This is a genomic window from Mycobacterium asiaticum DSM 44297, assembly GCF_000613245.1.
In the GTDB taxonomy this organism is placed as follows: Bacteria; Actinomycetota; Actinomycetes; order Mycobacteriales; family Mycobacteriaceae; genus Mycobacterium; species Mycobacterium asiaticum.
The window spans coordinates 685,836-704,636 of sequence record NZ_HG964938.1 but is presented as its reverse complement, the minus strand read 5'-3'; the positions used below and the strand labels follow the sequence as shown (position 1 = coordinate 704,636).

The following is an 18,801-nucleotide window of genomic DNA, read 5'->3' as shown; positions in this document are numbered from 1 at the left end:
AGTCAGGTCACCCGGCCAGCCATACTAGTCGAGTGAGCTTGTGCTTCGGAACGCTGATCGCATTGGTTCTGCTGATCGCACCGGGTGCCACCATCGCACGTATCGCGCAGTTGAGCTGGCCGATCGCCATTGCGGTCGGCCCGCCGCTGACGTACGGCGTTGTGGCACTGGCGATCATCCCCTACGGCGCACTCGGCATTCCCTGGAACGGTTGGACAGCGCTTGCCGCCTTCGCTGTGGTGTGTGCGCTGGCGACGGCGCTGACGCTGCTACTGGCCCGGTTCCGGGACAAGGACGCGGAGGCGCGCGGGGTCAAACCCGGACCGGCCATCGTGGTCGCGGCCGGCGTGCTGCTGGGTGCCGTCTTGATCGGCTGGGCGGCGGTCACCGGCATCCCGCATTGGCAATCGATCCCGAGCACCTGGGATGCGGTGTGGCACGCCAACACCGTGCGCTGGATCCTCGACGTCGGCCAGGCGTCGCCCACCCATATGGGCGAGTTGCGCAACGTCGAGACGCATGCGCTGCTGTACTACCCGTCGGTCTTCCACGCCCTAGCGGCAGTCCTGTGCCAGCTGACCGGCGCCGCCGCCACCACCGGCTACACCCTCACCTCGGTGGCGGCGGCGATCTGGCTGTTCCCGGTCAGTGCTGCGGTACTTGCCTGGACGGTGTCGCGCAGCCACACCACCGAATGGCGCAGCGCGGCCGTCGCGGCCACCGCGGCCGCGCTCTCCGCCTCGTTCACCGCGGTGCCCTACGTCGAGTTCGACACCGCGGCCATGCCGAACCTGGCGGCCTACGGCGTCGCCATACCGACCATGGCGCTGATCGCCTCGACGTTGGGGCACCGGGACCGTATCCCCGTGGCGGTGCTCGCCCTGGTCGGGGTCTTCTCGGTGCACATCACCGGCGGCGTCATCACCCTCTTGCTACTGGGCGGCTGGTGGCTCTTCGAGGCGCTGTGGCGCCCGGTGCGAGGCCGCATCCGCGACCTGGCGGTGTTGGCCGGCGTCGGGGTGACGGCCGGGCTGATCCTGCTGCCGCAATTTCTGAGCGTCACCAAGCAGGAAGACATCATCGCCGGCCACTCCTTTCTGACGTACCTGAGCATGCGACACGGCCTGTTCGATGCCGTATTCATGCACTCACGGCATCTCAACGACTTCCCGTACCAGGTCGCGCTGAGTTTTCTGTGTGCCGTCGGCGGCTTCATATTGCTGTTGGACGGGATTACCTGGAACCGCACGGTACTGAAGCTTGCCTGGCCACTGGCGCTGCTGAAGGTGCGATGGCCGCTGATGGTCTGGCTGCTGTTCATCGTGATCAACGTCGACGCGGGCACTCCGCTGTGGGGTCCGCTCGGCCGGCTGGCAGGAGCCGTCGGCGAGTTCTTCTACAAAGATCCGCGCCGCATCGCCGCGGCCACGACCCCGTTGTTCAACCTGATGGCCGCCGTCGCGCTGGTCTGGCTGGTAGCGGGGGCGATTGCCCTGGCCAAGAAGTTCACCCAGGGGCACAAACCGCTGCCAAACCGTTTCTGGGCCACGGCCACCGCGGTGCTGCTGGTGGGTGTCAGCGTTGGGCTTGCGGTGCTCTACTTCCCCCGGCACCGGTTTCTGTTCGGCGACAAGTACGACTCGATCATGGTCGACCAACGTGACCTCGACGCCATGGCCTACCTCGCCAAGCTGCCCGGCGCGCGTGACACCCTGATCGGCAACTCCAACGTCGACGGCACCAACTGGATGTACGCCGTGGCGGGCCTGCACCCGCTGTGGACACATTACGACTACCCCGTGCAAATGGGTCCGGGCTATCACCGCTTCATCTTCTGGGCCTACGCCAGGAAGGGCGACACCGACAAGCGGGTCCCGGAGGCGATCAAAGCCCTGAACATCCGCTACGTGTTGGCCAGCGGCCCGACTGTCCGGGGGTTCAAGATTCCCGACGGACTAGTCTCACTGGACAAGTCGCCGTACTGGACGATGATCTACGACAACGGCGGCGCCCAGATTTACGAATGGCACGGCGATACGCCGGTACATCCCTAGCAGCACAAGGACGGTGATTGAGTTGGGTACGGGCAACGACGACCCGAACGATGACGGCATCGAGGTCATCGGCGGCGTCGACCCGCGTCTGATGGCGCTTCGCCAAACCGATGACGACGAGGACTCCGACGACCGCTCCCTGACCGACCTGGTCGAGCAGCCCGCCAAGGTGATGCGCATTGGCACCATGATCAAGCAGCTGCTCGAGGAGGTGCGCGCGGCACCGCTGGACGACGCCAGTCGCAGCCGGTTGCGTGACATCCACGCCACCAGCATCCGCGAGCTGGAGGACGGTCTGGCACCGGAACTGCGTGAGGAGCTCGAACGGCTCACCCTGCCGTTCAACGAGGAGACGCCGCCGTCGGACGCCGAGTTGCGGATCGCCCAGGCCCAGCTGGTCGGCTGGCTGGAGGGGCTCTTCCACGGCATCCAGACCGCGTTGTTCGCCCAGCAGATGGCTGCCCGCGCGCAACTCGAGCAGATGCGTCAGGGTGCGCTGCCGCCGGGGGTGAGTCGGCCGGGCCACCACGGACCCGGCACCGGACAGTACCTCTGAGCCGTGCCGAGCGGTCCGCACATCGAGACCCGTGACGCGTGGGTCGAGTTCCCGATCTTCGACGCCAAGTCGCGGTCGCTGAAGAAGGCGTTCCTGGGTAAGGCCGGCGGCGCGATCGGCCGCAACAGTTCCAACGTGGTGGTCATCGAGGCGTTGCGGGACATCACCATGTCGCTGGAACTCGGTGACCGCGTGGGGCTGGTCGGGCACAACGGCGCCGGAAAATCCACCCTGCTGCGGCTGCTCTCGGGCATCTACGAACCCACGCGTGGGTGGGCGAAGGTCACCGGCCGGGTGGCGCCCGTGTTCGATTTGGGCATCGGCATGGACCCGGAGATCTCCGGCTACGAGAACATCATCATCCGGGGCCTGTTCCTCGGGCAGACCCGCAAACAGATGCTGGCCAAGGTGGACGAGATCGCCGAGTTCACCGAGCTGGGCGATTACCTGTCCATGCCGCTGCGCACCTACTCCACCGGCATGCGGGTGCGGCTGGCGATGGGTGTGGTCACCAGCATCGATCCGGAAATCCTGCTGCTCGACGAAGGCATCGGTGCCGTCGACGCGGAGTTCTTGAAGAAGGCCCAGTCGCGACTGCAGAGCCTGGTGGAGCGCTCCGGGATCCTGGTGTTCGCCAGCCATTCCAACGAATTCCTGGCCCGGCTGTGCAAGACCGCCATGTGGATCGACCACGGCGTCATCAAGCAGAGCGGTGGTATCGAAGACGTGGTGCGCGCCTACGAGGGCGACGACGCGGCCCGGCACGTGCGCGAAGTTCTCGCCGAGACCGCGCGTGAGTGAATCCGTTTTCGCCGTCGTCGTCACCCACCGGCGCCCCGAGGAACTCGCCCGCTCGCTTGACATCCTGTCCACCCAGACCCGCGTGCCGGACAAGCTGATCGTCATCGACAACGACGACTCCGGCGACAGCCGGGTGCACTACCTCGTGGCCGGACAGGAGATTCCGTCCATCTACCTCAACTCGCGCCGCAACCTCGGCGGCGCGGGCGGGTTCGCGCTCGGCATGCTGCTGGCGTTGGCCCATGGTGCCGACTGGATCTGGCTCGCCGACGACGACGGTCATGCGCACGGCACCGAGGTGCTGCAGACGCTGCTGGATTGCGCGGCCAAACACGGCCTGGCCGAGGTGTCCCCGATGGTCTGCGATATCGACGACCCGGAGTCGCTAGCGTTTCCGCTGCGCCGCGGCCTGGTGTGGCGCAGGCGGGTCAGCGAATTACCCACCGAACCAGGACAGGACCTATTACCCGGCATCGCATCGCTGTTCAACGGCGCCCTGTTCAAGGCGTCCACGCTGGAGGCGATCGGGGTCCCGGACCTGCGGCTGTTCATCCGCGGCGACGAGGTGGAGATGCACCGCCGACTGGTCCGTTCCGGCCTGCCGTTCGGCACCTGCCTGGACGCGGTCTACCTGCACCCGTGCGGCTCCGACGAGTTCAAGCCGATCCTGGGCGGCCGTATGCACACGCAGTACCCGGACAACCCGACCAAACGCTTCTTCACCTATCGCAACCGCGGTTACGTGCTGTCCCAGCCCGGCCTGCGCAAGCTGCTGTTTCAAGAATGGGTGCGGTTCGGCTGGTTCTTCCTGGTGACCCGCCGCGACCCCAAGGGTCTGCTGGAATGGTTCCGGTTACGCCGGCTGGGACGCCGGGAGCAATTCGGACGGCCTGGAGGTGCGACATGACATTCATCGATGCGGCGGCGCAGTCCAAGACGTTCGCCCGCGCCCGCGGCGACCTGGTCGACGGGTTCCGGCGGCGCGAACTGTGGCTCCACCTGGGCTGGCAGGACATCAAGCAGCGCTACCGCCGCTCGGTGTTGGGGCCGTTCTGGATCACGATCGCGACGGGCACCACCGCGGTGGCGATGGGCGGGTTGTACTCCAAGCTCTTTCATCTGGACCTGGCCGTGCACCTGCCCTACGTGACGCTGGGGTTGATCATCTGGAACCTGATCAACGCCGCCATCCTGGAGGGCGCCGACGTCTTCGTCGCGAATGAAGGTCTGATCAAGCAGTTGCCGACGCCCCTGAGCGTGCATGTCTACCGGCTGGTGTGGCGGCAGATGATCCTGTTCGCCCACAATATCGTCATCTACGTCGTCGTTGCCCTGATCTTCCCCAAGCCGTGGTCCTGGGCGGACTTGTCCGTGCTGCCGGCGCTGGCACTGATCATGCTCAACGCCGTCTGGGTGTCGCTGTGCTTCGGCATTCTGGCCACCCGCTACCGCGACATCGGTCCGCTGCTCAACTCGCTGGTGCAGCTGCTGTTCTTCATGACGCCGATCATCTGGAACGACGACACGCTGCGGCAGCAGGGTGCGGGGCGCTGGTCGAAGATCGTCGAGCTCAATCCGCTACTGCACTACCTGGATATTGTGCGGGCGCCGCTTTTGGGTGCCCATCAGGAACTACGGCACTGGGCGGTGGTGTTGGGGCTGACGGTTGTCGGATGGGTGCTGGCCGCCATCGCAATGCGCCAGTACCGCGCCCGCGTGCCGTACTGGGTATAGGGACTTTATGAGTCAGCCCGGCCGGGTCGACGCCAGGCTGCTGAGCGGCGTGTCGGAAACAGCACTGTTCACCTTGCGCGGCCGGGCATACCAGGCCGGCCGCCCGGACGCGATCATCGACGACCCGATGGCCGTGCGGCTGGTGGAGTCCATCGATTTCGACTTCGACAAGTTCGGTCGCCGCAAAGGCCAGGAGATGGCGTTGCGCTCACTGGCGGTGGACCGGTGCGCGCTCGCCTATCTGGCCAAGCACCCCCGCGCCACCGTGGTCGCGCTGGCCGAAGGGTTCCAGACCAGCTTCTGGCGGTTGAGCAGCGCGCTGCCCGATCCCCAATTCAGTTGGGTGTCAATCGATCTGGCCCCGATCATCGAGCTGCGGCGCCGGCTGCTGCCGCGCTCGCCGCGGATCACCGAGCTTGCGCAGTCCGCGCTGGACTACGGCTGGATGGACGAGATCGACACCCGCGACGGGGTCTTCCTCACCGCCGAGGGTCTGCTGATGTACCTGCAACCGCACGAGGCGCTGGGACTGATCAGCAAGTGCGCCGAACGTTTCCCGGGGGGCGAGCTGTTCTTCGACGTGCCGCCGACCATCGTCAAGAAGGTGGCGCCCAACGGGATGCGTTCGTCCAAGCACTACCGGGTGCCGCCGATGCCGTTCAGCCTGTCCCCTCGTCGACTGGCTCAGCTGGCCGACACGGTGCCCGGGATCCGTGCGGTGCACGATGTGCCCATGCCCAAGGGCCGGGGCTGGTTCTTCGGTACGGCCTATCCGGCGCTCTGGCAGTTCCCCCCGGTCAAGCCGTTCCGCGGCGCCTACACCCTGCTCGAGTTCGGTTAACGGGTCTCGGCCGTCACCACCATCTGGTCCCCGCCGGTGGCCCAGGCGGCGCGAAAGACGTCGATCGGCACCGTCTCGTCCCGGCCGCGGGGGTTGCCGCTGTCGTTGAGGTGCACCGTGCCGTGGGCCAGGTCGACGCCGGTGACCACCACCGCGTGGTCGCCGGTCGGGTTGCCGCTCTCGTCCCGGTTCTGCACCGGCAGGCCCCACAGCAGCTCCGCGTTCACCCCGGCGATCACTTTGTGCCCCTCGGCCAGGTACCGCTCCAATGCTTCCCTGCCGGAGTCGAGGCCGCCGTGGATGCCGTACTGAGCCAACAGCAGCGGGATGTCGGCGGGTTCGGTGCCATACCCTGCGGCATAGAGCGGCCCGGGACGTACCTGGCTGGGCAGCCGTTGCGCCACGGCGATCACGTCCTGCTCGGCCGGCTCCAGGCCGGTGAGCTGGCCAATCACGTCTGCGGCCGCCATCAACGCGCAGTCGTCAAACGATTGCAACCGCCAGTACGGCGCCGCGGCCGCCGGGTCGCCGTACATACCGGTGGCGTTCGCGGCTTGGCACAGGGCCACCGATCCCGCAGCCGCGGCGGCGATGCCGGCCGCGACAATGACGGTCGCCGCCACTTTCCACCAAGTCCTCATGCTTAGCAGGCTCGGGCGCCAGCCTCTGGGAAAGCTCTACGAAAGCTCGGCGATTTCTTGTCGCGGCGGCGTTGAGAATCCTCCAAGAATCCTTCAAGAATCCGTCAAGGACCCGCCGGGACGCTATGCCGGTGCAAGCAACACTCGTACGCCACTCCGAAATTGTGTTGGTGCGTCCGATCCCATTCCACGGGCTCTGCGAGCAGCACCTGCTGCCGTTCTACGGTGTCGTGCACATCGGTTATGTGCCCGGCGAAAAGCGATTGCGCTACGACGAATTCGCTCAGATAGTGGAGGCCTGCTCGGGCGGAATTCGGGTGCAGCAGAAGATGACGACCCGGATCGGGCTGTGGCTCGATCACCAACTCGGCGCACCCGGGCTGGGCGTACTGCTCGAAGGCGGCTACGCCTGCACACCGGTGCGCGACGGCGCCGCTCTGGCCGGGCCCACGACCACCATGGCCTTCTACGGCTCGATGCGCGACAGCGCCCACCAACAGCGTGAATTCCTGACCCTGACCCGAAAAACAACCGAATCGAAAGACGAGTGACCCTCATGACCACCCTTGCCTTTGAGTTTCCCGATACCGTCCAAAGCGCCACCCTGCATCGCGACGATGCCCCGCCGGGCCGGACGGCGAAGTTTCACCTGCGCAAGCGGTTCAGCGATCTCGCCTGCTGCCATCGCTCGTGGACCGGCGCCGGCAAGAACTTCTTCCTGCACGGTTACGAGCAGCGGTTCGAGATCGAATTCGCCTGCGCGGAACTCGATCCCGATACCGGAATGGTCGTCGACGCCGATTGCCTCGAGCAGGTACGCAACGCGCTGCGCCGCCAGTTCGACCACACCACGCTGATCGCGGCCGAGGACCCGCAGCGCGACCTGTTCGAGCTGCTGGCCGCCCAGGGGGCGATCGATCTTCGGGTCATGCACTGCCCCGGCATGGAAGCCTCAGCCGCCTGGGTGTTCGACACCGTGGAGCGCATCGTCGCGAAGGCCAGCGGGGGCCGAGTCTGGGTGTCGCGGGTCGAAGCCCGAGAGAATCGCAACAATAGGGTCACCCTGATGGCAGACTGACTGGCCGTGAGCCTGTCGGTCGTCGGCTGCGTAGGGACCGTGATCGTACCGACCCGCGGCGCCGCCGGCGCCGGCGAGGTCCTGGTCACCGTGCGCGGATACAAGGAAGCCTTTCTGGCCCGTTCCGATGACCCGCTACCCAAGGGCGCCAAGGTGCTCGTCGTCGCGACGCACGGTCCCCGGACGGTGATTGTCGAACCCTGGCACGACCCCACTGAACTTCTCCGTTAGAAACCGAAAACACAAGGAGTGCAACCATGCTCGGATACCGGGTGCCCGCGCCGGACGAGGCGATGCTCATCTCGGGCGGCAAGGTCAAAGGCAACGTCCCGTTCCGGGTCGTCACCGGCCACGGCGCCTTCGTTATTCCGTTCTTTCGCAAGGCGGCATTCCTGACCCTGGCGATGTGCGAGGCGGAAGTGGCCGAGAAATGCGTCACCCAGCAAGGCATCACGCTCAACGTCCGCGCTGTCATCGCGTTCAAGGTCGGCAACGACCCGGAGAGCATCATCGCGGCGGCGCAACGCTTCCTGTCCGAGCAGGACCAAATGCAGGTGCTGACGGGACGCATCTTCGCCGGCCACCTGCGCTCGATCATCGGCTCGATGACCGTCGAACAAATCATTCGGGAACGGCAGAAACTGGCGACGGAGGTGCTCGACGGGTCCAAGGAGGAAATGGCCCGGATCGGCCTCAACGTCGACGCGCTGCAAATCCAGTCGATCGACGACGACGGACTCGGATATATCAAGGCGATGTCAGCACCGCACAACGCCGCCGTCCAGCAACAGGCGCAGATCGCCCAAGCCCAGGCGAACCAGGCGGCCGCCGAAGCCGAGCAGGAGTCGCAGCGCAAGCAAGCCGAATTCGCCCGGCAGACCGCGATCGTCAAGGCACAGTACAAGGCCGAGGTGGACAAGGCGCAGGCCGAGGCCGCCCAGGCGGGTCCACTGGCCGAGGCGGAGGCACGGCGGGAGGTGCTGGCCATGCGCACCGAACTGGCCCAGCGTGCCGCGGAATTGCGGCAGCAGGAGCTGGTGGCCGAGGTGGTCAAACCCGCCGAGGCCGAAGCCGAACGCGTCCGGATCCTCGCTCTCGCCGACGCCGAGAAGATGAAGATCCAGGCGGAGGCGGCGGCGTCGCACAACCGGGTGGCGCTGGACCGCATGATCATCGATCAGCTGCCCGAGATCGTCGACAAGGCGGCCCGCGGGCTGGCCAACTCCAACCTGACCGTGCTCAACGGAGCCGAAGGGCTCAGCCAGGTGACCAGCGGCCTGGTCTCTCAGGGCCTGGCCATCTTCGACGCGGTACGCAACGGGCTGAACCAGTACGACGACGTCGGCGTCGGGCTCAGCGAAGGGGAAGAGGTGGTGCCATTCACCCCGAAGGATGGTTCCGCCGGCTAGGGGTGTATCACTGATACGCCATACACCAACAGCGGCGAAAGGTCGTGCCAGGTGAGCGAGGAATCTCAGTCAACGGACCTGGCGGCTGCGGCGCGGGAGAATCTCGCCGCCGAGTTGGACCGGCTCAAGCAGCGGCGCGATCGACTCGAAGCTGAGGTGCGCAACGACCGCGGCATGGTCGGAGACCACGGTGACGCGGCCGACGCGATCCAGCGCGCCGAAGAACTGGTGGTGCTCGGCGACCGGATCAACGAACTGGACCGGCGGTTGAAAGCCGGGCCGGCCGATGGGGATCCGTCCGATGTGCTGCCCGGAGGTACCGAGGTCACGTTGCGGTTCGCCGACGGCGAGGTCGTCACCATGCACGTCATCTCCATCGTGGAGGAGACGCCGGTCGGCCACGAAGCGGAGACCCTGACCGCGCGCAGCCCGCTGGGCCAGGCCCTGGCCGGGCACCAGGCCGGTGACACGGTGACCTACTCCACTCCGCAGGGACCCACACAAGTCGAACTGATCTCGGTGAAGTTGCCGTCATAGCGCGGGGAATCGCCACCGTTAGACTCCCCCGATGGCCGATCCCACGCCAGGAGCTGTGCCGCCATCGGTGCCGCAACCGCTGAGCCTGAAAACCCAGGTGCTGCGTTTCGTGGTCACGGGCGGCATGGCCGGCATCGTCGACTTCGGCCTTTACGTCGTGCTTTACAAGGTGCTGGGCGTCCAGGTCGACCTGGCCAAGGCCGTCAGTTTCATCATCGGCACCATCACCGCGTACCTGATCAACCGCCGCTGGACGTTCCAAGCGTCGCCCAGCACGGCCCGGTTCGTCGCGGTCATGGTCCTGTATGCGATCACGTTCACCGCGCAGGTCGGGCTCAACCATCTCTCCCTAGCGCTGCTGCACTACCAGAGCTGGGCGATACCCGTCGCCTTCGTGATCGCGCAGGGCACCGCAACCGTCATCAATTTCATCGTGCAGCGAGCCGTGATCTTCCGCATCCGCTGAGCCCACCCGGCAGGCGGTACCCTCTGTGACGATGTCAAGCACCCCTGAGCCCGCCTCGGGCACCACCCTCACCCGGCTGACCGGGTGGGGACGAACGGCACCCTCGGTGGCGCAGCTGTTGCGCACGCCGGACGCCGAGGTGATCGCCAAGGCCGTCGCCCGAGCCGCCGACTCCGAAGGTCGTGGCGTGATCGCCCGCGGACTGGGCCGCTCGTACGGCGACAACGCGCAAAACGGCGGCGGCCTGGTGATCGACATGAGTGTGCTCAACAAGATCCACTCGCTGAGCGCCGACAGCAGGCTCGCCGACGTCGACGGCGGTGTCAACCTCGACCAGCTGATGCGGGCGGCGCTCCCGTTGGGACTGTGGGTCCCGGTGCTGCCCGGCACCCGCCAGGTGACCATCGGCGGCGCCATCGCATGCGACATCCACGGCAAGAACCATCACAGCGCCGGCAGCTTCGGCAACCACGTGCGCAGCATGGACCTGTTACTGGCCAGCGGCGAAGTCCGGCGCATCACGCCCGACGGCGAGGACGCGGAACTGTTCTGGGCCACCGTCGGAGGCAACGGCCTCACCGGGATCATCCTGCGCGCCACCATCGAGATGACCCCCACCGAAACGGCGTATTTCATCGCCGACGGCGACGTCACCTCGAGCCTGGACGAGACCATCGCCTTCCACAGCGACGGCAGCGAGGCCAACTACACCTACTCCAGTGCCTGGTTCGACGCGATCAGCCCACCCCCGAAGCTGGGCCGGGCGGCGATCTCCCGCGGGTCGCTGGCCACCCTCGACCAGCTACCCGCGAAGTTGCAGCGCAATCCGCTGAAATTCGATGCGCCGCAATTACTTACGTTTCCCGACGTGTTCCCGAACGGGCTGGCCAACAAGTACACGTTCATGCCGATCGGCGAGCTGTGGTACCGCAAGTCGGGAACCTACCGCGGCAAGGCGCAGAATCTGACGCAGTTCTACCACCCGCTCGACATGTTCGGAGAGTGGAACCGCGCGTTCGGCTCCGCCGGGTTCGGCCAGTACCAGTTCGTGGTACCCACCGACGCGGTCGAGGAATTCAAAGGGATCATCCGAGACATCCAAAAGTCCGGGCATTACTCGTTTCTCAATGTGTTCAAGCTGTTCGGCCCGGGCAACCAGGCGCCGCTGAGCTTCCCGATTCCGGGCTGGAACGTGTGCGTCGACTTCCCGATCAAGCCCGGCCTCAACGAGTTCCTCAACGAGCTCGACCGCCGCGTGCTGCAGTTCGGCGGCCGGCTCTATACCGCCAAAGACTCGCGGACCACCGCCGATACCTTTCATGCCATGTACCCGCGCATCGACGAATGGATCGCCGTGCGCCGCAAGGTGGATCCCAACGGAGTGTTCGCCTCCGACATGGCCCGACGTTTGGAGCTGCTCTAGATGGTGCTTGATGCCGTGGGAAACCCGCAATCGATCCTGCTGCTCGGCGGCACGTCCGAGATCGGGCTGGCCATCTGCGAGCGGTACCTGCGCAACGCGGCCGCGCGAATCGTATTAGCCTGCCTGCCCGACGACCCGGGCCGCGAGGACGCGGTCGCGCAGATGAAGGCCGCGGGCGCCCCGTCGGTGGAACTGATCGACTTCGACGCGGTGGACACCGACAGCCATCCCAAGGTGATCGACGAGGCCTTTGGAAACGGTGACATCGATGTCGCTATCGTCGCGTTCGGTCTGCTCGGTGACGCCGAGGAGCTCTGGCAGAACCAGCGCAAGGCCGTGCAGATCGCCGAAATCAACTACACCGCAGCGGTTTCGGTGGGTGTGCTGCTCGGGGAGAAGATGCGCACGCAGGGCTTCGGTCAGATCATCGCGATGAGCACGGTGGCCGGTGAGCGGGTGCGCCGGTCGAACTTCGTCTACGGCTCCACCAAGGCCGGCCTGGACGGCTTTTACCTCGGGCTGTCAGAAGCCCTGCGGGAGTACGGAGTTCGGGTGCTGGTGATCCGGCCCGGCCAGGTGCGCACCCGGATGAGCGCGCACGTCAAGGAAGCCCCGCTGACCGTCGACAAGGAGTACGTCGCCGAACTCGCGGTGACCGCGTCCGCGAAAGGTAAGGAATTGGTTTGGGCGCCAGGAGCGTTTCGCTACGTGATGATGGTGTTGCGGCACATCCCGCGGAGCATCTTCCGCAGGCTGCCCATCTGACCATGCGTAACGCGCTGGCCACCCTGGGCCAGATGGCCGTGGCGGTCCTGGTGGCCATCGTGGTCTCGACGGTTTCGCTGCTCGCCATCTCCCGCGTGCAGTGGCCGGCCTTTCCGTCCTCCAATCAACTCCATGCGCTGACCACCGTCGGGCAGGTCGGCTGCCTGGCGGGCCTGCTCGCCGTGGGACTGGTATGGCGGCACGGGCGCTTCCGCCGACTGGCGCAACTGGGCGCGCTGGTGTTCGTATCGGCGTTCAGCGTGGTGACACTCGGTATGCCGTTGGGTGCCACCAAACTTTATCTGTTCGGCATCTCCGTCGATCAGCAATTCCGTACCGAGTACCTGACCCGGCTCACCGACAGCCCCGCCCTGCGCGACATGACCTACCTCGGGTTGCCGCCGTTCTACCCGCCGGGCTGGTTCTGGCTCGGCGGGCGTGCGGCGGCGCTGACCGGAACACCCGCCTGGGAGATGTTCAAGCCGTGGGCGATCACCTCGATCACCATCGCGGCGGCGGTAGCGCTGGTGCTGTGGTGGCGGCTGGTCCGCTTCGAATACGCGCTGCTGGTCACCACCGCCGGCACCGCGGTGACGCTGGCCTACAGCTCGCCGGAGCCCTACGCCGCGATGATCACCGTGCTGCTGCCGCCGGTGCTGGTGCTGACCTGGTCGGGTCTGCGCGCCGGGGCGCCTATCGTGCCCGCCGAGCGTGACGCTGGCCGCACGCTCGACGCCGAACGTGAAGCTAGCCACACGCTCGGCGGAAGAACGGGCTGGGGCGCCATCGTGGGCGCCGGCCTGTTCCTGGGCTTCGCCGCGACCTGGTACACCCTGCTGGTCGCCTACAGCGCGTTCACGGTCTGCCTGATGGCGCTCGGGCTGGCCGCCTTGCGCTGGCGGGCGCACGGCTTGCGGGCGGCGCTCGATCCCCTGCGCCGCCTGCTCGTCATCGGTGTCATCGCGTTGGCCGTCGCGTCCATCACCTGGCTGCCTTTCCTGCTCCGTACGTTGAGCGCCCCGGTCAGCAACACCGGTAGCGCCCAGCACTACCTACCCGCCGACGGCGCCCAGCTGACCTTCCCGATGTTCCAGTTCTCGCTGCTGGGTGCGATCTGCTTACTCGGCACCCTTTGGCTGATCGTCAAGGCGCGGTCGTCGGTCCGGGCCGGCGGGCTAGCCCTGGGCGTGCTGGCGGTGTATCTGTGGTCGCTGCTGTCGATGCTGACCACGCTGGCTCGCACCACGCTGCTGTCGTTCCGGTTGCAGCCGACCCTGTCGGTGCTGCTGGTGACCGCGGGTGTGTTCGGCTTCGTGGAAGTGACCCAGGCGCTGCGCCGGGACTGGATCGGCAGCCGCGCGGTGCTGCCGGTGGCCGCGGCGATCGGCCTGACCGGCGCCATCGCCTTCAGCCAGGACATCCCCGACGTGCTGCGACCGGACCTGACCATCGCCTACACCGACACCGACGGCGACGGACAACGCGGCGACCGGCGGCCGCCCGGCTCGGAGAAGTACTACCCGGCGGTGGACGCCGCGATCCAGCGGATCACCGGCAAACCGCGCGATGAGATCGTGGTGTTGACCGCCGACTACAGCTTCCTGTCGTTGTATCCCTACTGGGGCTTTCAGGGATTGACGTCGCACTACGCCAACCCGCTGGCCCAGTTCGACAAACGCGCAGCCCAGATCGAGTCGTGGTCCAAGCTCAAGACGGCCGACGAGTTCGTCGGTGCCCTGGACAAGCTGCCGTGGCCACCGCCGACCGTCTTTGTGATGCGCCGCGGCGCGAGCACCACCTACACGCTGCGGCTGGCCGAAGACGTCTACCCCAACCAGCCCAACGTCCGCCGCTACACCGTGGACTTCAAGGCCGCGCTGTTCAATGATCCACGGTTCGCCGTCGAAAACATCGGCCCCTTCGTGGTGGCCGTCCGCAAGCCGGTACCGAGCCCCTGATGGCCACCGAAACCGCACCGGGCGAGACCAGCCAACTAGCATCTACCCCCGTGAGCGACGCGGGAGCCAACTACCGGATCGCTCGCCTCGTGGCGGTGGTCGCCGGTCTGCTCGGAACCCTCCTTGCCCTCGCGACGCCACTGCTGCCCGTCAACCAGACCACCGCCGAGCTGAACTGGCCGCAGAACGGCACGTTCGCCAGTGTCGAGGCGCCGCTGATCAGCTACGTGGCCACCGACCTGAACATCACCGTGCCCTGCCAGGCCGCCGCCGGGCTGGCCGGGCCGCAGAACGCCGGCAAGACGGTGCTGCTGTCCACGGTGCCCAAGCAGGCCCCCAAAGCGATCGACCGCGGGTTGCTGCTGCAGCGGGTCAACGACGATCTGGTGCTGATCGTGCGCAACGTCCCGGTCGTGACCGCGCCGATGAATCAGGTGCTCGGCCCGGACTGCCGGCAACTGACCTTCACCGCCCACGCGGACCGGGTCATCGGCGAATTCGTCGGGCTCAAGCAGGGCCCGACCAGTGAGCATCCTGGCGACCCACTGCGCGGTGAGAAGAGCGGCTACGACTTCCGGCCTCAGATCGTGGGCGTGTTCACCGACCTGTCCGGGCCGGCGCCGCCGGGCCTGACCTTCTCCGCCGTCGTCGACACCCGCTACAGCAGCAGCCCGACGACGCTGAAGATGGCCGCGATGATCCTCGGTCTGGTGCTCACCGCCGCCGCTCTGGTCGCGTTGCACGTCCTGGACACCGCCGACGGCACCCGGCACCGACGGTTCCTGCCGTCGCGGTGGTGGTCGCTCGGCGGGCTGGACGCCCTGGTCCTCGCCGTGCTGGTCTGGTGGCACTTCGTCGGCGCCAACACATCCGACGACGGCTACATCCTCACGATGGCCCGGGTCTCCGAACACGCCGGGTACATGGCCAATTACTACCGTTGGTTCGGCACCCCGGAGGCGCCGTTCGGCTGGTACTACGACCTGCTGGCGGTGTGGGCGCACGTCAGCACCGCCAGCATCTGGATGCGACTGCCCACCCTCGCGATGGCGGTGACCTGTTGGTGGGTGATCAGCCGCGAGGTCATCCCGCGACTCGGTTACGCGGTGAAGCGGAGCCGGGCCGCGGCGTGGACGGCCGCCGGCATGTTCCTGGTGGTCTGGCTGACGCTGGACAACGGATTGCGTCCCGAACCGATCATCGCGTTGGGGATCCTGCTGACGTGGTGCTCGGTGGAGCGCGCGGTGGCGACCAGCCGGTTGCTGCCCGTGGCGATGGCCTGCATCATCGGCGCGCTCACGCTGTTCTCCGGTCCGACCGGCATCGCCTCCATCGGTGCGCTGCTCGTCGCCATCGGGCCGCTGCGGACCATCCTGCACCGACGCTCGAAACAGTTCGGCTTGCTGCCGCTGCTGGCGCCGATCCTGGCCGCAAGCACCGTCACCGCGATCCTGATCTTCCGCGACCAGACCCTGGCAGGCGAGGTCCAGGCCAGTGGATTCAAGAAGGCCGTCGGGCCGAGCCTGAAGTGGTTCGACGAGCACATCCGCTACGAGCGGCTGTTCATGCCCAGCCCGGACGGGTCGGTGGCGCGCCGCTTCGCGGTGCTGGCGCTGCTCGTCGCGCTGGCGGTGGCGGTGGCGATGTCGTTGCGCAAGGGGCGGATTCCGGGGACGGCGGCCGGGCCGAGTCGCCGCATCGTCGGCATCACCGTGATCTCGTTGTTCGCGATGATGTTCACCCCCACCAAGTGGACCCACCACTTCGGGGTTTTCGCGGGGCTGGCCGGCTCGTTAGGGGCGTTGGCCGCTGTCGCGGTCACCGCAGCGGCCATGAAATCGCGGCGTAACCGAACCATGTTCGCCGCCGCGGTGCTGTTCGTCATGGCCATGTCGTTCGCCAGTGTCAACGGCTGGTGGTATGTGTCGAATTTCGGTGTGCCGTGGTCGAATTCGTTCCCCAAGCTGAGGTGGTCGCTGACCACCGCGCTACTGGAACTCACGGTTGTGGTGCTGTTGGTGGCGGCGTGGTTCCACTTCGTGGCCACCGAGGACCGCCCGCCCAAGACCCGCGTCGGCGCCCGGCTGGCCGGGCTGGTCCAATCGCCGCTGGCGATCGCGACGTGGCTGTTGGTGCTCTTTGAGGTCGTGTCGCTGACCCAGGCGATGGTGGCGCAATACCCGGCGTGGTCGGTCGGCCGGTCCAACCTGCAGGCGTTGACCGGTAAGACCTGCGGGCTTGCCGAGGACGTGCTGGTGGAACTGGATCCAGATGCCGGAATGTTGCCACCGGTGTCCGCTCCGGTGGGTGAGGCGCTGGGCGCCGGCCTCTCGGAAGCGTTCACGCCCAACGGAATTCCCGCGGACGTCTCGGCCGACCCGGTGATGGAGCGTCCGGGCGACCGTAACTTCGCCAGCGACGACGGGGTGGTCACCGGCAGCGACCCGGGCACCGAGGGCGGGACCACCGCGGCCCCGGGGATCAACGGCGCCCGCGCCCGGCTGCCGTTCAATCTCGACCCGGCGCGCACGCCGGTGTTGGGCAGCTGGCGTTCGGGAATCCAGGTGCCGGCCATGCTGCGCTCGGGCTGGTACCGGCTGCCGCCCAAGGAACAACGAGGTAAGTCCGCGTTGCTGGTGGTGACCGCCGCCGGCCGCTTCGATCCCCGTGAGGTCCAAGTGCAGTGGGCCACCGACGACGAGGCGGCCGCCGGAAAGCACGGCGGCTCAATGGGATTCGCCGACGTCGGCGCGGTCCCGGCGTGGCGTAACCTGCGTGCGCCGCTGTCCGCCATCCCCGAATCGGCGACCCAGGTACGACTGGTGGCCGATGACGACGACCTGGCACCACAGCACTGGATCGGCCTCACCCCGCCGCGCGTGCCACGGCTGCGCACCCTGCAGGACGTCGTCGGCTCGAAAGACCCGGTGTTCCTGGACTGGCTGGTGGGCCTGGCGTTTCCATGTCAGCGGCCGTTCGGCCACCAGAACGGCGTCGACGAGGCGCCCAAGTGGCGCATCCTGCCCGACCGGTTCGGCGCCGAGGCGAACTCGCCGGTGATGGACAACCTCGGCGGCGGGCCGCTGGGCATCACCGAATTGCTGGCCCACGCGACCACGGTGGCCAGCTACCTCAAGGACGACTGGTTCCGGGACTGGGGTGCGTTGCAACGATTGACCCCTTATTACCCCGACGCGGGTCCCGCCCGCCTCGAGTTGGGCACCGTCACCCGCAGCGGATTGTGGAACCCGGCGCCGCTACGCAAGAGTTGACGCCGGTCAGGCTTGCTGAACCTCGAACCTGAACTCACATCCACCGATACAGATGCGGTCACCGTCGGCTAGCGTGGCGCTGCCCCGGATCGGCTGACCACCCACCTCGACGCCGTTGGTGGACCGCAGATCGGTGATCACGAAAGCCGTTCCGGTGTCGGCGATCACGGCATGGTGCCGGCTGACGTCGGTGTCGTCGAGCACGATGTCGTTGTCAGCCAGCCGGCCGATGCGGGTGACGGCGCCGTTGAGCCGGTATTCGCGCCCGGCGCTGTCGCGTAACGCGGCGACCAACGTCGGCGCGGCCGGAGCGGCGGTGGTGTCCCGGTACGCGCCGCGTTTGCGGGTGCTGGCAACGGCCTGCTTGGTGACGATGGGTTCCTGACGCAGGATGCGCTCATGCAGGGCGGTGACGGTGGGACCGGGATCGATGCCGAGCCCCTCGGCGAGCGCAGTCTTGAGCTGCCGGTAGGCGCCCAGGGCGTCGGATTGACGCTCAGTCACGTAATAGGCGGTGATGAGCTGCGCCCAAAGCGGTTCCCGGTAGGGATGCTCAGCGGCCAGCGACTCCAGTTCACCGATGACGGCATCGGCTCGGCCGCAAGCGATCTCGGCTTCGGCGCGGGCGCTGTGCGCTCCCACCTTGTCCTCGACCAGCTTGGTGGCGAAGGCGTCGACGAATTCGAAGTCCCGCAGGTCGTCGAGCACCGGGCCGCGCCACTGCGCCAGCGCTTCGGACAGGTGCTCGCTGGCCTCTTCGAACCGGCCCGCGGCGGCGGCCTGCACCCCGGCGGTTTTCGCGGCCGCGAACCGGCCCAGGTCGTAGTCGCTGTCGGCGACGGTGAGCTGATAACCCGGCGGCGCGCTGGCCAGCACTCGTGCCGGGTCGACGCCGCCGGTGGTCCGCAAGAGGCGGCGCAGATTGGAGATGTGGGACTGGATGCTGGTGCGTGCCGCCGGAACCGGTGAGCCGTCCCATACCGCGTCGGTCAACGAGTCCACCGATACCGGCCGGTTGCGGTTGATCAGCAGCATCGCCAGCACCGCCCGCTGCTTGGCGGCACCGACCGGCACCGGGGTGCCGTCCACCAGCAGTTGCAGCGGTCCCAGAACACCAAACCCCAGAGGCGTGTTCGTCATCGCGCTGCCAGCCTTCCGATCATCCAGGCCGTTGGCTATATCTATGTACCCATTGTGATCGTTACACGCGGCGGGGCCTCTCCCCGGCCCCGCATCCAATAGTCACTTACTCGCGTCGCCTACGAT

18 protein-coding genes are annotated in these 18,801 nt (G+C 67.0%); 16 read left to right on the top strand and 2 right to left on the bottom strand.

Translation table 11 applies throughout. The features are described from left to right. Nucleotides 1–32 precede the first annotated feature (32 nt). From BN972_RS22095 to BN972_RS22070, 6 genes are read left to right on the top strand one after another with little or no spacing between them, the layout of a single operon-like run. A complete protein-coding gene (locus tag BN972_RS22095) occupies nucleotides 33–2,054 on the top strand; it encodes a DUF6541 family protein (RefSeq protein ID WP_036362563.1) in 2,022 nt (673 codons plus the stop codon). A 22-nt stretch (nucleotides 2,055–2,076) separates the two neighbouring features. Then, the gene (locus BN972_RS22090; protein WP_036363704.1) at nucleotides 2,077–2,610 is read left to right on the top strand and encodes a bacterial proteasome activator family protein; all 534 of its coding nucleotides are present in this window, start codon (nucleotides 2,077–2,079) and stop codon (nucleotides 2,608–2,610) included. A gap of 3 nt (nucleotides 2,611–2,613) precedes the next feature. Continuing rightward, nucleotides 2,614–3,411 (top strand): galactan export ABC transporter ATP-binding subunit Wzt/RfbE, encoded by a 798-nt coding sequence (wzt, locus tag BN972_RS22085; protein ID WP_036362562.1) that lies wholly within the window; start codon nucleotides 2,614–2,616, stop codon nucleotides 3,409–3,411. Then, nucleotides 3,404–4,318 carry a galactofuranosyltransferase GlfT1 gene (gene glfT1 / locus BN972_RS22080; RefSeq protein ID WP_036362560.1) on the top strand — a complete coding sequence of 305 codons (915 nt, stop codon included), beginning with the start codon at nucleotides 3,404–3,406 and terminating at the stop codon, nucleotides 4,316–4,318. The genes wzt and glfT1 overlap by 8 nt, the downstream gene beginning before the upstream one ends. Then, nucleotides 4,315–5,145, top strand: a complete 831-nt coding sequence (gene wzm, locus BN972_RS22075; protein ID WP_036362559.1) for a galactan export ABC transporter permease subunit Wzm/RfbD — start codon at nucleotides 4,315–4,317, stop codon at nucleotides 5,143–5,145. The genes glfT1 and wzm overlap by 4 nt, the downstream gene beginning before the upstream one ends. A 7-nt stretch (nucleotides 5,146–5,152) precedes the next feature. Beyond that, nucleotides 5,153–5,986 (top strand): class I SAM-dependent methyltransferase, encoded by an 834-nt coding sequence (locus tag BN972_RS22070; RefSeq protein ID WP_036362558.1) that lies wholly within the window; start codon nucleotides 5,153–5,155, stop codon nucleotides 5,984–5,986. Here BN972_RS22070 and BN972_RS22065 read toward each other — a convergent pair. After that, the gene (locus tag BN972_RS22065; protein WP_036362556.1) at nucleotides 5,983–6,627 is read right to left on the bottom strand and encodes a C39 family peptidase; all 645 of its coding nucleotides are present in this window, start codon (nucleotides 6,625–6,627) and stop codon (nucleotides 5,983–5,985) included. The two genes, BN972_RS22070 and BN972_RS22065, sit on opposite strands and share 4 nt — an antisense overlap. A 71-nt stretch (nucleotides 6,628–6,698) precedes the next feature. On the opposite strand from BN972_RS22065, the gene BN972_RS22060 reads away from it, so the two are divergent. From BN972_RS22060 to BN972_RS22015, 10 genes are all read left to right on the top strand, one after another. After that, nucleotides 6,699–7,178, top strand: a complete 480-nt coding sequence (locus tag BN972_RS22060) for a GTP cyclohydrolase I (RefSeq protein ID WP_158086296.1) — start codon at nucleotides 6,699–6,701, stop codon at nucleotides 7,176–7,178. Nucleotides 7,179–7,183: 5 nt separating this feature from the next. Beyond that, the gene (locus BN972_RS22055) at nucleotides 7,184–7,705 is read left to right on the top strand and encodes a 6-carboxytetrahydropterin synthase (RefSeq protein ID WP_051545719.1); all 522 of its coding nucleotides are present in this window, start codon (nucleotides 7,184–7,186) and stop codon (nucleotides 7,703–7,705) included. 6 nt (nucleotides 7,706–7,711) lie between these two features. Beyond that, entirely contained in the window at nucleotides 7,712–7,936 is a 225-nt protein-coding gene (locus tag BN972_RS22050; protein WP_200869755.1) for a hypothetical protein, read from the top strand. 26 nt (nucleotides 7,937–7,962) lie between these two features. After that, on the top strand, nucleotides 7,963–9,114 hold the full coding sequence (locus BN972_RS22045) for an SPFH domain-containing protein (protein ID WP_200869754.1): 1,152 nt from the start codon (nucleotides 7,963–7,965) through the stop codon (nucleotides 9,112–9,114). 51 nt (nucleotides 9,115–9,165) lie between these two features. Then, nucleotides 9,166–9,651, top strand: coding sequence for a GreA/GreB family elongation factor (locus BN972_RS22040; RefSeq protein ID WP_036362552.1), 486 nt, complete (start codon nucleotides 9,166–9,168; stop codon nucleotides 9,649–9,651). Nucleotides 9,652–9,751: 100 nt separating this feature from the next. Further along, on the top strand, nucleotides 9,752–10,117 hold the full coding sequence (locus BN972_RS22035) for a GtrA family protein (RefSeq protein WP_099051201.1): 366 nt from the start codon (nucleotides 9,752–9,754) through the stop codon (nucleotides 10,115–10,117). 31 nt (nucleotides 10,118–10,148) lie between these two features. Then, nucleotides 10,149–11,540, top strand: coding sequence for an FAD-binding oxidoreductase (locus BN972_RS22030; protein WP_036362548.1), 1,392 nt, complete (start codon nucleotides 10,149–10,151; stop codon nucleotides 11,538–11,540). Beyond that, the gene (locus BN972_RS22025) at nucleotides 11,541–12,305 is read left to right on the top strand and encodes a decaprenylphospho-beta-D-erythro-pentofuranosid-2-ulose 2-reductase (RefSeq protein ID WP_036362546.1); all 765 of its coding nucleotides are present in this window, start codon (nucleotides 11,541–11,543) and stop codon (nucleotides 12,303–12,305) included. 2 nt (nucleotides 12,306–12,307) lie between these two features. Beyond that, the gene (locus BN972_RS22020) at nucleotides 12,308–14,263 is read left to right on the top strand and encodes a galactan 5-O-arabinofuranosyltransferase (protein ID WP_036362541.1); all 1,956 of its coding nucleotides are present in this window, start codon (nucleotides 12,308–12,310) and stop codon (nucleotides 14,261–14,263) included. Continuing rightward, a complete protein-coding gene (locus BN972_RS22015) occupies nucleotides 14,263–17,535 on the top strand; it encodes an arabinosyltransferase domain-containing protein (RefSeq protein WP_036362538.1) in 3,273 nt (1,090 codons plus the stop codon). Before BN972_RS22020 ends, BN972_RS22015 begins: the two co-directional genes overlap by 1 nt. A gap of 6 nt (nucleotides 17,536–17,541) precedes the next feature. On the opposite strand, the gene BN972_RS22010 is transcribed toward BN972_RS22015, so the two are convergent. Beyond that, entirely contained in the window at nucleotides 17,542–18,675 is a 1,134-nt protein-coding gene (locus BN972_RS22010) for a BTAD domain-containing putative transcriptional regulator (RefSeq protein ID WP_036362536.1), read from the bottom strand. Nucleotides 18,676–18,801: the final 126 nt, after the last annotated feature.